19 protein-coding genes are annotated in these 12,643 nt (G+C 53.9%); 5 read left to right on the top strand and 14 right to left on the bottom strand.

Translation table 11 applies throughout. The features are described from left to right. Positions 1-172: 172 nt before the first annotated feature. Positions 173-1,423: a tetratricopeptide repeat protein gene (locus tag B2U47_RS14860; RefSeq protein WP_296674397.1), complete on the bottom strand. Its 1,251-nt coding sequence runs from the start codon at positions 1,421-1,423 to the stop codon at positions 173-175. Between the two features lie 185 nt (positions 1,424-1,608). Here B2U47_RS14860 and B2U47_RS14855 point away from each other — a divergent pair, with 185 nt between their 5' ends. Continuing rightward, the gene (locus B2U47_RS14855) at positions 1,609-1,833 is read left to right on the top strand and encodes an AbrB/MazE/SpoVT family DNA-binding domain-containing protein (RefSeq protein ID WP_296674398.1); all 225 of its coding nucleotides are present in this window, start codon (positions 1,609-1,611) and stop codon (positions 1,831-1,833) included. A 66-nt stretch (positions 1,834-1,899) separates the two neighbouring features. On the opposite strand, the gene B2U47_RS14850 is transcribed toward B2U47_RS14855, so the two are convergent. From B2U47_RS14850 to B2U47_RS14835, 4 genes are all read right to left on the bottom strand, one after another. Beyond that, positions 1,900-2,082, bottom strand: a complete 183-nt coding sequence (locus B2U47_RS14850) for a (2Fe-2S)-binding protein (RefSeq protein ID WP_296674400.1) — start codon at positions 2,080-2,082, stop codon at positions 1,900-1,902. A 95-nt stretch (positions 2,083-2,177) separates the two neighbouring features. Next, complete coding sequence (locus B2U47_RS14845; RefSeq protein ID WP_296674402.1) at positions 2,178-2,645, bottom strand: GNAT family N-acetyltransferase; 468 nt, start codon at positions 2,643-2,645, stop codon at positions 2,178-2,180. After that, positions 2,642-2,857: an EamA family transporter gene (locus tag B2U47_RS14840; RefSeq protein ID WP_296674404.1), complete on the bottom strand. Its 216-nt coding sequence runs from the start codon at positions 2,855-2,857 to the stop codon at positions 2,642-2,644. Before B2U47_RS14840 ends, B2U47_RS14845 begins: the two co-directional genes overlap by 4 nt. Then, on the bottom strand, positions 2,757-3,551 hold the full coding sequence (locus B2U47_RS14835) for a DMT family transporter (RefSeq protein WP_296674406.1): 795 nt from the start codon (positions 3,549-3,551) through the stop codon (positions 2,757-2,759). Before B2U47_RS14835 ends, B2U47_RS14840 begins: the two co-directional genes overlap by 101 nt. Positions 3,552-3,697: 146 nt before the next feature. Here B2U47_RS14835 and B2U47_RS14830 point away from each other — a divergent pair, with 146 nt between their 5' ends. Next, on the top strand, positions 3,698-4,450 hold the full coding sequence (locus tag B2U47_RS14830) for an SHOCT domain-containing protein (protein ID WP_296674407.1): 753 nt from the start codon (positions 3,698-3,700) through the stop codon (positions 4,448-4,450). Positions 4,451-4,454: 4 nt separating this feature from the next. Here the strand turns inward: B2U47_RS14830 and fdxB are convergent, their stop codons facing one another. From fdxB to B2U47_RS14785, 9 genes are all read right to left on the bottom strand, one after another. Beyond that, positions 4,455-4,769: a ferredoxin III, nif-specific gene (gene fdxB, locus B2U47_RS14825; protein ID WP_296674409.1), complete on the bottom strand. Its 315-nt coding sequence runs from the start codon at positions 4,767-4,769 to the stop codon at positions 4,455-4,457. A gap of 11 nt (positions 4,770-4,780) precedes the next feature. Next, on the bottom strand, positions 4,781-4,993 hold the full coding sequence (locus B2U47_RS14820; protein ID WP_296674410.1) for a CCE_0567 family metalloprotein: 213 nt from the start codon (positions 4,991-4,993) through the stop codon (positions 4,781-4,783). A 10-nt stretch (positions 4,994-5,003) separates the two neighbouring features. Continuing rightward, on the bottom strand, positions 5,004-5,477 hold the full coding sequence (locus tag B2U47_RS14815) for a NifX-associated nitrogen fixation protein (protein ID WP_296674412.1): 474 nt from the start codon (positions 5,475-5,477) through the stop codon (positions 5,004-5,006). A 42-nt stretch (positions 5,478-5,519) separates the two neighbouring features. Continuing rightward, positions 5,520-6,032, bottom strand: a complete 513-nt coding sequence (locus B2U47_RS14810; protein WP_296674414.1) for a SoxR reducing system RseC family protein — start codon at positions 6,030-6,032, stop codon at positions 5,520-5,522. After that, positions 6,029-6,460, bottom strand: coding sequence for a nitrogen fixation protein NifX (gene nifX, locus B2U47_RS14805; RefSeq protein WP_296674416.1), 432 nt, complete (start codon positions 6,458-6,460; stop codon positions 6,029-6,031). The genes B2U47_RS14810 and nifX overlap by 4 nt, the downstream gene beginning before the upstream one ends. A gap of 72 nt (positions 6,461-6,532) precedes the next feature. Beyond that, entirely contained in the window at positions 6,533-7,939 is a 1,407-nt protein-coding gene (gene nifN / locus B2U47_RS14800; protein ID WP_296674417.1) for a nitrogenase iron-molybdenum cofactor biosynthesis protein NifN, read from the bottom strand. After that, positions 7,932-9,371, bottom strand: coding sequence for a nitrogenase iron-molybdenum cofactor biosynthesis protein NifE (gene nifE, locus B2U47_RS14795; protein ID WP_296674419.1), 1,440 nt, complete (start codon positions 9,369-9,371; stop codon positions 7,932-7,934). The genes nifN and nifE overlap by 8 nt, the downstream gene beginning before the upstream one ends. Before the next feature lie 240 nt (positions 9,372-9,611). Further along, a complete protein-coding gene (locus B2U47_RS14790; RefSeq protein ID WP_296674421.1) occupies positions 9,612-9,986 on the bottom strand; it encodes a type II toxin-antitoxin system VapC family toxin in 375 nt (124 codons plus the stop codon). After that, on the bottom strand, positions 9,976-10,227 hold the full coding sequence (locus B2U47_RS14785) for an AbrB/MazE/SpoVT family DNA-binding domain-containing protein (protein WP_296674423.1): 252 nt from the start codon (positions 10,225-10,227) through the stop codon (positions 9,976-9,978). Before B2U47_RS14785 ends, B2U47_RS14790 begins: the two co-directional genes overlap by 11 nt. Positions 10,228-10,489: 262 nt before the next feature. On the opposite strand from B2U47_RS14785, the gene B2U47_RS14780 reads away from it, so the two are divergent. Genes B2U47_RS14780 through nifV form a run of 3 tightly spaced genes read left to right on the top strand, consistent with a single transcriptional unit; the run spans position 10,490 to position 12,616 of the window. Then, on the top strand, positions 10,490-11,050 hold the full coding sequence (locus tag B2U47_RS14780) for a hypothetical protein (RefSeq protein ID WP_296674425.1): 561 nt from the start codon (positions 10,490-10,492) through the stop codon (positions 11,048-11,050). After that, positions 11,047-11,454, top strand: coding sequence for a Grx4 family monothiol glutaredoxin (gene grxD / locus B2U47_RS14775; protein WP_296674426.1), 408 nt, complete (start codon positions 11,047-11,049; stop codon positions 11,452-11,454). Before B2U47_RS14780 ends, grxD begins: the two co-directional genes overlap by 4 nt. Positions 11,455-11,464: 10 nt before the next feature. Continuing rightward, the gene (nifV, locus tag B2U47_RS14770; protein WP_296674428.1) at positions 11,465-12,616 is read left to right on the top strand and encodes a homocitrate synthase; all 1,152 of its coding nucleotides are present in this window, start codon (positions 11,465-11,467) and stop codon (positions 12,614-12,616) included. Positions 12,617-12,643 lie beyond the last annotated feature (27 nt).

Here is a 12,643-nt window from a genome sequence, read left to right as displayed (position 1 = left end):
CACGGGAAATCCCAAAGAGCCGTATTTTTTCCGCAACATCAATCAATTCAACCCCCTTTCCATGTTCATTACAATATGAACATGTTATTAGAGTTCCTTCTTGGAAAACTTTGTTCCTTAAGAAATGGCTCATCAATGCACTCATGGCAAATTAATAATACATCTTCATTAATCATGCAATTTCCTCATCGACTATTTGAAGAGAATCGAGTTTATCCTTAAGTATTTTGATGCTTTCTGTTAACAAGTAACCAGAGAGTATATTTTTCTCATTGAATATTTCATAATCAAGAAGCTGTTCAGAGATAACACCTTTGTTTTGTGTTTGCTTAATAGCATCTTTCAGAAAATCAAGTGACTTAGCGTCACCAAAAAACATAAAAGAAAATGCGGCATTAAAATAAGAAAGCCCATAATTATTCATGCCTCTTTTTATATCTTTCAATGCAAGAGTTTTTGCTCTGGAAAAATGCCTTTCTGCATTTACCAAATCATTAGTCAGCATGTATACCTTGGCAATGCCACTGTTAGCACTATAACGATCTTCAATGAACAAAGATTCTTTAAAGGCATCGATTGCATCAATATAGTTGCCACTCTTCATAAAGGCATAACCCAACCCATTGAAGTTTTTTGTCAAGGGAGCCAATTCTACTGCTTTGGTCAAATTTTCTATGGCATGAACATAATTTTTCTGCATTCTGTAAATTTCACCGAGAATATAATATGCAAAGTATTTACCTCCATCGACTGAGACAGCTTTTTGCGCATACATTCTCGCAGGCATGAACCTCTCTGTTAATCCATATGCTCTTGCCAGATAACACAAGGTGCTATAATCATCAGGGCTGTTTTTCAACACATCTTTAAATTTTTCAATCGCCTGATCACTATTTCCCGCTCGCAAACTATTTATCCCTTCATTCATCAAATAAGTTGTTCTGAGTAACAGTTGATTTTCTTCTTTAAGCTTTTTATCAACCATTTCTATTTTCTGAAAAAGTCCATCTCTCAGCTCCTTTATCTCAATTAGTTCCTGTTGAACCTTTTCATATGTATCCTTGAGGTTTTTCTCTAATGCTCTTATTGAAGAAAACTCTCTAATGCCTATTGCTCCAGCAATGACCAGCAATATTGCAAGCAGCGCAAAGAACATGGCTGACCAATCAATAATCAAGCTTGCAATAGAAAATTTGTCTTCTGCTTCTTTGGAAAGGCGATTTAGCTCAGATAATATTGTTTCATTAGAGTTTCCATTTTTAGATTCCTGCATTTGAGGAAGAACCACTTCTTGGGAACTAGCTTTGACTTCTGTCTCCGTCATTTTATTTGTTTGAGTTTCGCCAACTTGGTTCTCACCATAGGAAAAAGGCGAAAACATCAAAATGTGCGAAAACATAAATAAAATCAAAAGTCTTTTCAAAACAACACCTTCTTAAGTAAGAATGCTAACTTTATTAGTCCTTGCGTCAATGTTGACATGAATTTTATATCTTGACCACTATAAATCTAGCACTCATCAGAATATATGGGGGGGTATCGCTTGCGCTCCTCCCACCCTACGGTTAGGCTCGTACTATTACGTTTGTACTCACGGGATACGCTGCCATGTTACAAGTCAATCTCACCGCCATTGGCGATTCTGTTGGCATAGTCCTGCCCAAAGAGGTACGGGAAAAACTGAACGTAAGTGAAGGCGACAGCCTGTCTCCGCTGGAAAGTTCGGAAGGTTTCATACTGACACGCCATCAACGGGATTTTGATGAGCAGATGTACGCTGCGAAAAAAGTATTGCACAAATACGGTAGTGCTTTCAGTGAGTTGGCAAAATGACTGGTTTGAGCTTACTCACCGTTCATTAGTTGACGTTTAAGCCGGACAAGCCTCACACCTAGCCCGCTACTCACAATCAGCCGCCTGTAAATGCTCGTTGATCATTTCCCGCAAGCAGCGATGACATTTACCGCAACAGCTTTCCGGGTAGGCAAAGTATTGGCGCAAGGCTCGCACAGACAGCACACCTTCATTCAGCGCCTGCTTGACCTGACGATCATTGATGACGTTACAAACACAGATATACATGTGATATGGCCTCCATTGCGACTGAACGTTAACAAGCAATAAGTAAGCCAATATGCAAATATTTAAATATCAACAATATAGAGCAGTCAATAGTGCTATTTTGTCGTGTTTGTCACAAGCATCAAGCGCAGCGGCATCATCGGCGAAACCACAAACCCTTGCCGTTGGTAAAAGCGTTGCGCGGCATCATTCACCGCATCCGTCAGCAGGGTAATCCGCAAACAGCCATTCACCTTGGCAAGCGCAATGGCTTGTGCCAGCAATTGCGCCCCCACGCCTTGCCCGCGTGTGTCTGGCGTTACCACCATGTCTTCCAGCAGTGCCACGCGCCCGCCGAGTGCAGTGGAAACGGTGTACAACAAGCTGACCATGCCCACCGCTTTGCCCGCCTGCCGCGCAATCAGGATTTGCCCCACATCGGGATTCTGGATGATTGCCGTCAACCCCCGCTGTTGTGCCGCTGTATCCGGTGTGAACTCAGCTTCCTGCGTGAACAGCAGGTCGAGCAAGCCGCATAAGTCGGGAATATCTGCCAGCGTCGCCAGCGTGATCGTGCTGTTCATGCCCCATCCTCCACCAATCGTGCCACGGGTAAACGCGGCTGCCCCAGCATCACCAGCAACCCGGCGGCAATGATAATCCCGATCCCTGCCATCGCCAGCAACGTCAGGCTTTCATCCCATAACCACCAACCCAACACCGCCGCGAAAATCACCGACGCATAGGTAAACGCCCCCAATTGCCCCGCAGGAGCATGACCATACGCCGCTGTCAACGCCCACTGCGCCAAGGTTGCCAACACCCCCAACAGGAATAACCACCAAGGTTTCCCCAGTCAGCGGTAACCACGCCAGCACAGCCGGAATCACCGACAACACACTGGCAAACAAGGCGAAATAAAACACCACGCGCAACGCTGGTTCTTCGCTCGAACGCATCCGCCGGATGCTTACCTTGGTCGAACCGCCCATGACCGCACCGAACAGCCCCAACACCACCGCCAGATTGAAAACCGCTGCCTCCTGAAACGGGTTCAGCACCAACAGCACCCCGGCAAACCCCAAGCCAATCGTCACAAAGTTACGCCAGGACAAGCGTTCCCCCACCCAGAAAAACGCCACAACCGGTACGAACAGCGGCATGGTTTGCTTCAACAACGCGCTTTGCGCCAAGGGCAGATGCCCCCACGCATAAAACATGCAGCTCATGGCAGTGACGCCCAGCAGCGAGCGCAAAAAATGCAGGTGCAAGCAATCGGTTTTCACTACCCGCAGCCCACTGCGCCACAACCACGGCAGCAGCAGCAACAGCGCGAACGTATTGCGGAAAAACACGGTTTGTTCCGTCGAGACCACGCCGTTCAGGTGTTTAATCACCATTCCCGCGCTCACCAGAAAAAATTCGGATGCTAAAATCAGCAACGCGCCGTAAGCCAGGCCAGACAGCGGCAACAAAGGTTTTGTATTCATCGGCGCATTGTAAAAGCCATTGCAATCTCTGCCAAACGTTCCATAATGCACTGCATCAATCCTGCCAACGGTCTATCACAGCAACCCTTTAATAATTTCAGCGGTTTGGCAGCACAGCACCCCCATTCTCAACCCGGAGAACTCTCATGCAAACCTTCACCGATTACGGACAAAATGCCATTAACAACTTGGCGCAACGCTACGGCGTATCCAACGATGCCGTCACCCACATGCTCTACGCCGTGATGAATGGCAACGGCACAATGGCGCAATTCAACCACCACGAACTCGGCGGCGGCGGGCAATGGATGCAGGGCGGCATGACGATGGTGGGTGATATGTTCAACTATGGTTTGAAAGCCAAGTTGGATGGGCTGTGTTCGGAATTGTCCCAACTATTATCCAGCCAGCAACCTGCGGTGTTCATGCCCGTCAGCAACCCGACGCAATTCCAAGGTAGCCGCAACTGGTGGCCGGATGAGCTGGGCATTGCCTCGACGACGGGCGGGCAAAACAACACCCGTTACGCTTATTTCCCCGCTACTTGCCGTCTGGTGGTGGACATCAACGGGCAAATCACGGTCTACGACACGCTCGACCACCAGATTGGCGGGGTATCGCAACAGCAGGGCAGCAACAATTCCCTGTCCTTCAGCAGCCAATACGGCACGGTATACGTTGATCAATTGCCGGTGGTGTCGGTGAATGGCGTTGCCCCAGTCGCACCGATGCAGGCCACCGCCCCTGTTTACGCCAACAGCCCTGTCAATAACCCTGTCCCCGCAGACAATGGTGGCATTTTCGCCCTGATTGAGCGGCTGGCAGATTTGAAGCAGAAAGGCCTTCTTACCGACGATGAGTTCGCCAGCAAGAAGGCCGAATTGTTACAACGTTTGTAAGCCGTTACGCTGCCAGCGTTTGCGGGGCGTGGCTCATGCACTTTTTCGGGCAAACCTTGGCACACGCCTGGCAGCCGATGCAGTCCAGCACGTTTTTCAGGTTCATCACCATGGTGTTGTCGTCATCGCTGAAATCGTCGTCGCTGTCGTCGTCATCTTCTTCCAGATCGAGTTCGTCGCGTTCGACCAGTTCAAACACGTCACGCGGGCAGACTTTGTAGCAACGTCCGCAGCCGATGCAGTTTTTCTGGTTAAGGGTGGTGATGAAGGCGGGTGTCCAGGCGATGCCGCCACGGGTCAGGCCGGTAATGGGTTCCATGGGTGTGTCCTCTAGGTGCTGGCTTCGGCGGCTTGCAATTTGGCGTTGGCTTCTGCCCAGGCGAGGCAGGCTTCGTAAGTGGCTTGTGCCACCGCAGGCAATTCCTGATAACCGGCGGGCAACTTGTCTTCCACCAGATCGTGCAACTGGCTGGCGTGTTCGGTGGCAATGCGTTTGGCCTTGCTGACGGCTTTTTGCAGGGCTTTGAGCTCTTCCGGGGTCATGGCGGCCTCCTTACAAACCGGCAACGTCGGAATGTTTGCCGACCAGCGCCAGTGCGACGGACAGCAGCTTGTCGGCCTCATCCTTCATTTTCGACAGCGACTCGAAACCGAAGCGGTGGATGTCACGCAAGGTGCGGTCAACCACCACCAGCTTGCCGACGGTGATCAGGGCGCGGCCAAAACCTTCGTGCGACAGGTTCATCATCGGCACGGCCATCAAGCCGCATTCCTTTTCGATCAGGGCGGCAATGGCGTTGTAGAACACCTTGACGCGGGCAATGATGATTTCATCCGGGTCGCCGATGATGGGGGTTTCGCGCTTCATCGCCTTGGTGACAACAAAGGGGTCAAGGATTTTGGCGGGGGTGTAATTATCATACGCGCCGTAGCTGTCGAGCGCACGCATCTGGCGCAACATTTCGGTAGCAAAATCGGTGCTGAGGACGGGGTCGTCAGCGGCAATCAGGGTGCTGGTTTCGCTCATGGTTGGTCTCCTTGGAAAGGTTGGAATTCGGGTTTGTACCCCTCACCCCAACCCCTCTCCCTCAAGGGGAGAGGGGCTAAGAATATCTCTTGTTCCCCCTCGCCCCTTGAGGGAGAGGGGGTGAGGGGTAATCTTGCGTAATAATTGTGGCTGGAAGTAACGGTTCATGCGGCGATTGCTGGTCAGCACACCTGCGCCCAATAAGCCGAGTAGTAAACCCAGCAGGGCAACGCCAACTTGCTGCGTATCGCCCATGCCTTGCAGGTCTGCAACTATCGCCGCGCCCAGCATCAGCACCACCGGCAACACATAAGCGGCGAGGGAAGCCTTCACCATGACCTGATCCGCCACGCCAATCACCACTTTGTCGCCCAGTTTGGCGGCGAGTGTGTTGGGCAAACGTAACTGCTGGCGGCGCATTCCAAACAGTTTGGCAACGCTGGCGGTGCTGCAACTGCCCTGCGTGCCACACGATGAACAGGCGCTACGGGCTTGGGCTTCTACCCAGATGAATTCGGGGGTGGCGGCAACCACGGTGGCGGTTTCTTCGATCATTCGTCCCAGCCTTCCGCTTCCATCGCGTCGAAGCGGGTACTGGCAGGGCCTTGCAGCCGTTTGATGGCTTGTGCCAGCCACGCGCTGGGGCCTTGGCGGAGTTCGTCTTGCAAAGCCGTCAGCAGTTCGCGGATCTCTGCCCCGGCACTGACCTTGACCGGCTGGATATTGGCTGCCTTGAGCTTGGCAACCGCCGATGCGCCAACGGCTTGTGAATAGACTGCCACGCAACCTGCCAGCGCCTTGATCTTGGCATCGAGCTTGTCTTCGTTGCCGTCCATCGCCAGCTTGCCGAACTGGGTGGCTTCCACCAGTTGCACTTCAGCGGGTGTGACCGCAAAGATGGCGAACGACTCCGCCGCACCGAAGTGCTGGTCGATGTGTTCCATGTCGGTGGATGCAAACGCAACCTTGATTGCTGTTTCCATAAAGTTGTCCTCAGTGTCGTGCCCAAGTACCGTGAGCCGCCTTGTCAAGGTCATATCTGCCTACCTTGTGAGTCAGTGCAGGTTGTGTGCTGGCTTGCCAAAATGCGTCACCTCATCATCCCGCTTCTGCGCATAAATCGAGCGATAGGGATGGATTTCCCCCTTCTCCAGCGACAGCAAAATATTGGCAATATCGAACAGGGTCTGGCGTGTTCCCGCATAACCAATCCATTGCTGCTGATAGCCACCGACCAGATCGTATTGCGGGAAACCGGCACGTAACAGCGGAATACCCAGCCGCAGTGCGGTTTCCTGCCCGTGCGAATTGCAGATCAGGACTTCGGCCTCATTCGCTTCCGCCATTTTTTCCAGGTCTTCCAGATCGCCGATGTGGACGTGTTCGGCGGCGATGTGTTTGATGGCTGGCGCATTGGCAGGCACAACGGCGGCAACGGTAGACGCACCGTTTTCCGCCAGTAGCTGCGAAAAGCCATTCAACAGGTCGGCATCAGCCGCAATCGCAAAGCGCGACAGCCCCAGCATGAAATGGGTGTCGAGCATCGCATCCTGCAATTGCGCCCGCTGACGTTGCAGTTTCAGCGGCACGGGTTCGCCGGAAAGCTGGTGCAGGGCGTGGATGAAAGCGTCGTTGGCTGCCAGCCCCATCAGGTGGTCGAAACGGTAATCCGGCACGCCGGTACGTTCCTTCAGCAAATCCGCCGCTGCATTCAGGGATGCGCCGATCACCAGCGTGGCTTTGGAATCGCCCAGCGTCGCCATTTCCGCCACGGGTGTGCCGCCGATAGTCAACGGGCTGAAATCTTCATCCGGCAAATGCCCGTCCAGCGAATCGGACAGGTCGGGGATCACCAACGGGCGGAAACCGCACAGTTCGATGATGTCCTTGAGTGCTTCCAAGTCGCCGGGGGTGAGCGAGGCATTGACCAGCACGTTCAACTGGCGCGGACGCTTGCCCGGCTTGGTTCCAGCACTGGCTGCGTCAGGAACCATCACGTTGATCACGCCTTCCACCGCTTTGGCAAAGCCGGTTTCCAGACAACCGCTGAAATCCGGGGTGGAAAGTGGCACAACTGGGATGTGGCTGTATTCGGGGTATTTCTTGCGGAATTCGCCAACCGCCATCGTCACGTCACTGCCCTGGGTTTCAGCCAGCCCGGTGGTGGGTACACCGACCAGTGACGGGCTGTTTTTGCTGCAAATGGCTTTCAGCCCTTCCACCACATTGTCGTCGGAACCCATCACGGCGGCGATTTGATCCATCGCCGTGGTTTGCAGCGGAATCGGTTCGCGGAAGTGGCGCACGAAAAACACCTTGCCGAACGCGGTACAGCCTTGCGCCCCGTGCAACATGGGGATGGCGCGGTGGAAGCCGAGGAAAGCAAGCGCCGCCCCAATCGTCTGGCTGGCTTTCAGCGGACTGACCGACAGCGCTTTTTTGCGTTTGCTGATCTCAGGCATGTACAACCTCCTTGCTTCCCTCTGTGTCCTCTGTGCCCTCTGTGGTTTTACCGCCAACCGCCCACGGCGCAGGCTTGCGCACGGCTTGCCAGATCGGGCTTTCAATGGTCAAGGCTAATTGTTTGGCGAGTTCCAGCATCCCTTCATAACCGGCATAGCCAAATTCACGCTCCTGATTGATGTCGAGGAAGGGGATTCGGGCTTTGAGCGCGGTGTACATATTGCGCCCACCCGCGATCAGGATGTCCACCTGATAATCCCGCACCACATTGAGCAGCGCACGCGGGCTGCCATCATCAATCATCTTGGTGTTTTCCCCCATGATTTCACGAATACGCGCCTTGTCTTCCTCGGTGGATTTTTTGGTGCCCGTGGCGACCACAGTCATGCCAAGGTCTTGCAGAGCAGAGACGATCGACCACGATTTCACCCCGCCGGTGTAGAGCAGCACCCGCTTGCCGCGCAGGTGGTTGCGCCACGGTTCCAGCGCCTTGTGGATGCGCTTTTCCTCGCTGGCAATCAGGCGTTCGGTGCGCTCGGTCAGGTCGGGGTCGTTGATAATACGGGCGAAATCACGCAGCGCCTTGCTGGTGTCTTCCACGCCGTAGAAGCTGCCTTCAAACCACGGCGTACCGAAGCTGTCCTCCAGTTTGCGGGCAACATTGAGCATGGCTTTGGAACAGACCATCATGTTGACTTCGGCGCGGTGCATGGTCTGGACTTCGCGGTAACGTGCATCACCGGAGAGGGTACACAGCACGCGAATGCCGAGGTGATCCAGCAGCGGCAGCACGTGCCAGAATTCGCCCGCGATGTTGTATTCGCCGACCAGGTTCACGTCATGCACCTTGAAGTTGCCGCTTTGTGCGCCGTGTGGTAGCGGGTCGGGTTCGCGGGTTCCGCACACGTGTTTCACCATCGCGTCCCCGGCGATGCGGTTGCCGAGGTTTTTGGTGCCATAGAACCCGGCGCAATCGACCGGCACGACCGGGGTTCCCCAGCGTTCCTGCGCCGACTTGCAGATAGCTTCGATGTCGTCGCCGATCAGGGCGGGGATGCAGGTGTTATAGACGAATACGGCGGCGGGGCTGTAGTCGTCAATGGCCTGCTTGATGGAATGAAACAGGCGTTTTTCGCCGCGCCCCATGATCACATCCTGCTCAGTCAGGTCGGTGGTCATGCCGACTTTGAACAGGCGCGGGCCGCTGGAACGGGTTCCCCGGTTATCCCACGAGCTGCCCGCGCAGGCAATGCTGCCGTGGACGATGTGCGCCACATCCGCAATCGGCAACAGGGCGATTTGTGCGCCATCGAAGGCGCAGCCGCCTGCCGAAGCCCCCGGTTTGGGGCGGGCGCAACCGGACTTTTCCTTTTTGTTGTGGGAACAGGCTGGCTCGTTCAGCAGTTCGGCGATGTCCTTGGACTTCATCATGGGCGTTACCTCGGTCAATCTATGCAGGAGGCAAAGCAAGGGGTGTGCCAAGGCTTTATCTGATTGTTTTTATTGGTTTTTATGGATTTTTTGATTGTTTGGAATGCTACAAATGGGGGATTTATTACATCACTTGGATTTTGAAACCAAAGCTCTATGTAATCTTGAACACTCTCAAGTCAGCCTGCAATGTGATGGTCAGTGTGCGCTTTTCCATGTTTCTACCTCTGTTTCCCTCGCTTACCGGATGACATTAACAGCAATGGGCAATTCCATCTCCTGCCAAACCTTGTCCGTAGTCATGATCTCCATGTTACGGTCAATGCCGGTCGCAATACAGGCACGATCAGCCAGCGACAATCCAAAGGGTTTGGCTTGTTCCCAAAGTTTTGCGCAGATTTCCGCTTGGTCGATAGTGAACGGCATGATTTTCAACCCGGTCAATTCCATTTCAGCGCGAATATCCGCCGCGTCGGGGTCATGCACCGAAAGTTTCTGAATGACTTCCGACCAGTTGACGGTATTGATGATGGCGCGATGCAGCACAGCCTGCACTTTATCCGCGCCTGGTTCGTCCTGCAACAGGGCCAGCAGTGCCGACGCATCAAGAATCATGGTGTTCCTTTGCCGCTTCCTGACGACGTTCCTGGATCAGCTCGTCTGCCAGACTCACAGGAATCTTGCGGAAACGGTTTTGCAGTTTTTTCACAATATCGGTGGGTTTTTCCATGATGATGGATTCATTTTCAATCCGCAGGAGCAGGCGTTGCCCTTCCTGCAAGTTCAGGGCTTTACGTATGGCTGTCGGGATGACGAGACGGCCATTTTGCCCGATGGCGATGGTGCATTCTTGCATGGCAGTCACCTTGACAAGTCTGGTTGGATTGTCTTTTAAAGATAATGGCAAAAATAATCATTGGCAAATTATTTTTTGCCAATGATCACCAGCAGGGCAGGCGATAAACGGCTGTCACGAATCCTACAAATCGTCTCAAATCCATCATTCAACATGCCGCGCTGGAAATGACATGTCGCTGAAAGAAAAGGGGAATTACCGGCTGGCACGTTTCCTGCTGTAGCACAGGCATTTGTTTGTCTGACTAGAAGGAGACTTCCCCATGCTGCTGGATACCTACAAAGCCCAAGAACTGATGTGGCTGATTACCATCAACGCTAAAACCAAAAGCGGGCAGTACGCTTTCCGTGGCGATCTGATCGTCAAGCTCGGCGAATTCAACGAAGTCGCCAACAAGCGCAACCCACCCGAAGCCGTGATCAAGGAAGCCGTCATCCTCGCCGATGACACCAGCCTGCTGATGGTGGTGGGCAATTTCAGCGACATCCTCGAATTGCCGGAATTCATCAGCCGCTTCACTGCCGACCTTGCGCCGGACTGCAAACCGCTGTTTTTCGTCGATAACCTGAAAGAAAGCGTGGTGGTGGATGTGGAGGGGCGGTCATACACCCTGATTCCACTGCCTTCCGGCATGGTCTGGAACGAGCTGCTGGATTTGTGCTACCTCGACAAGCACGACCTCAAGGGGCAATCCACCGAAGACAAAGTGGTCACGGTTTACAACGCGCTGAAAAGCTACCAGCCCAAATTCAAGACTGCCACCCTGGATGAAGCCATTACCAGCCGCACCGATGTCAAACGCGAAGTCTGGGGTGCGGTATGAGCAACAAAACCCTGGAAAAAATCCAGCAACAGGTGACGGAAAACCCGGTCATCATCTACATGAAAGGCACGCCGGACGCGCCCGAATGCGGCTTGTCCGGTAAGGCCGTCAGCTATCTGAAGAAAAGCGGGGCGGAATTTGCCTACGTCAATGTGCTGAAATCACCGTTCATTTACGAATACCTGCCGCGCTTTTCACGCTTCCCGACTTTCCCGCAGGTCTACATTGGCAGCGAACTGGTTGGCGGCAGCGACATCGTGGAAGAGCTGTACAACAGCGGCGAGTTGCAAACCCTGCTGGCGGCATTAGTGGAACAAGGCAAATTACCCGCGCTGAAACCACCATCCGTTTCTGCCACTACCAGCCCCCCGTCCAGCCCGTTGGTGCAACTCACCCTGCCATAGGAATAACACCATGCAGCAGACTGACCGTTTCATCACCATCAACGACACCACCCTGCGTGACGGTGAACAATCCGCCGGGGTGGCGTTTTCCCTCGCGGAAAAGCTGGCGATTGCACGCGGGCTGGATGCACTGGGTGTGCCTGAACTCGAAGTCGGCATCCCCGCAATGGGTGAGGAAGAGCGCGATTCCATCCGCGCCGTTGCCAATCTGGGTTTGAATGCGCGGCTGATGGTGTGGAGCCGGATGCGCCGCGACGACATCCTGCTGTGCCGTGATTTGGGGGTGGACATGATCGACATCTCCATCTCGGTTTCCGACCAGCAAATCACCCACAAGCTCAAGCGTGACCGGGCCTGGGTGCTGCAACAAATCCGTGAACATGTGCAAATTGCGCTCAATCTGGGGCTGGGCGTGGCCGTAGGCGGGGAAGATTCCTCACGTGCTGACCGCGACTTCCTGCTGCAAGTGCTGGAAACTGCTGCCAGCGCTGGCGCACAACGTTTCCGCTTTGCCGATACGGTCGGTATCCTCGAACCGTTTGCCACCCACGACTGGCTGTCATCGCTGTGTTCCCACTCTGACCTCGAAATCGAAATGCACGCCCATGACGACCTCGGTCTTGCCACCGCCAACACACTGGCAGCCGCGCGGGCAGGGGCTACCCACGTCAACACCACCGTCCACGGCCTTGGCGAACGGGCTGGGAATGCGCCGCTGGAAGAGGTTGCGCTGGGGCTGGGGCGTTTGTACGGGCTGGACTGCGGCATCAACCTAAAACGCTTCCCCAAACTCTCCTTGCTGGTGGAAAAAGCCTCCGGTCGCCCGGTTGGCTGGCAAAAAAGCCTGGTAGGGGAGGGCGTGTTCACCCATGAGTCCGGCATCCACGTCGATGGTTTGCTGAAAGATTCGCGCAATTACCAAGGCGTAGACCCGTCAGAGATGGGGCGGCATCACCAACTGGTGCTGGGCAAACATTCCGGCAGCCACGGGGTACAACGTGCCTACGCCCTGCTCGGCGTACCGCTGGAACAGGAACAAGCCGAAGCGATTCTTGCGTTGGTACGGCGTTTTTCCACCCAACACAAACGCCCGCCCACGCCCGATGATTTACAGCAGTTTTTGCAACAGACATGTGTGGCGGAGGTGAGTGTATGTCATTAAGAGTACCCCTCACCCCCCAACCCCCTC

The sequence above is a fragment of the Thiothrix sp. UBA5583 genome, from assembly GCA_002425225.1.
Classification (GTDB): domain Bacteria; phylum Pseudomonadota; class Gammaproteobacteria; order Thiotrichales; family Thiotrichaceae; genus Thiothrix; species Thiothrix moscowensis.
Note: the sequence above shows the minus strand (reverse complement) of the source record. Positions and strands in the feature narration are given on the sequence as shown.

Coding starts and splice junctions, on each gene's coding strand:
- B2U47_RS14855 (WP_296674398.1), top strand. CDS start 1,609: ATGTTACAAGTCAATCTCACCGCCATTGGCGATTCTGTTGGCATAGTC.
- B2U47_RS14850 (WP_296674400.1), bottom strand. CDS start 2,082: ATGTATATCTGTGTTTGTAACGTCATCAATGATCGTCAGGTCAAGCAG.
- B2U47_RS14845 (WP_296674402.1), bottom strand. CDS start 2,645: ATGAACAGCACGATCACGCTGGCGACGCTGGCAGATATTCCCGACTTA.
- B2U47_RS14835 (WP_296674406.1), bottom strand. CDS start 3,551: ATGAATACAAAACCTTTGTTGCCGCTGTCTGGCCTGGCTTACGGCGCG.
- B2U47_RS14830 (WP_296674407.1), top strand. CDS start 3,698: ATGCAAACCTTCACCGATTACGGACAAAATGCCATTAACAACTTGGCG.
- fdxB (WP_296674409.1), bottom strand. CDS start 4,769: ATGGAACCCATTACCGGCCTGACCCGTGGCGGCATCGCCTGGACACCC.
- B2U47_RS14820 (WP_296674410.1), bottom strand. CDS start 4,993: ATGACCCCGGAAGAGCTCAAAGCCCTGCAAAAAGCCGTCAGCAAGGCC.
- B2U47_RS14815 (WP_296674412.1), bottom strand. CDS start 5,477: ATGAGCGAAACCAGCACCCTGATTGCCGCTGACGACCCCGTCCTCAGC.
- B2U47_RS14810 (WP_296674414.1), bottom strand. CDS start 6,032: ATGATCGAAGAAACCGCCACCGTGGTTGCCGCCACCCCCGAATTCATC.
- nifX (WP_296674416.1), bottom strand. CDS start 6,460: ATGGAAACAGCAATCAAGGTTGCGTTTGCATCCACCGACATGGAACAC.
- nifN (WP_296674417.1), bottom strand. CDS start 7,939: ATGCCTGAGATCAGCAAACGCAAAAAAGCGCTGTCGGTCAGTCCGCTG.
- nifE (WP_296674419.1), bottom strand. CDS start 9,371: ATGATGAAGTCCAAGGACATCGCCGAACTGCTGAACGAGCCAGCCTGT.
- B2U47_RS14790 (WP_296674421.1), bottom strand. CDS start 9,986: ATGATTCTTGATGCGTCGGCACTGCTGGCCCTGTTGCAGGACGAACCA.
- B2U47_RS14785 (WP_296674423.1), bottom strand. CDS start 10,227: ATGCAAGAATGCACCATCGCCATCGGGCAAAATGGCCGTCTCGTCATC.
- B2U47_RS14780 (WP_296674425.1), top strand. CDS start 10,490: ATGCTGCTGGATACCTACAAAGCCCAAGAACTGATGTGGCTGATTACC.
- grxD (WP_296674426.1), top strand. CDS start 11,047: ATGAGCAACAAAACCCTGGAAAAAATCCAGCAACAGGTGACGGAAAAC.
- nifV (WP_296674428.1), top strand. CDS start 11,465: ATGCAGCAGACTGACCGTTTCATCACCATCAACGACACCACCCTGCGT.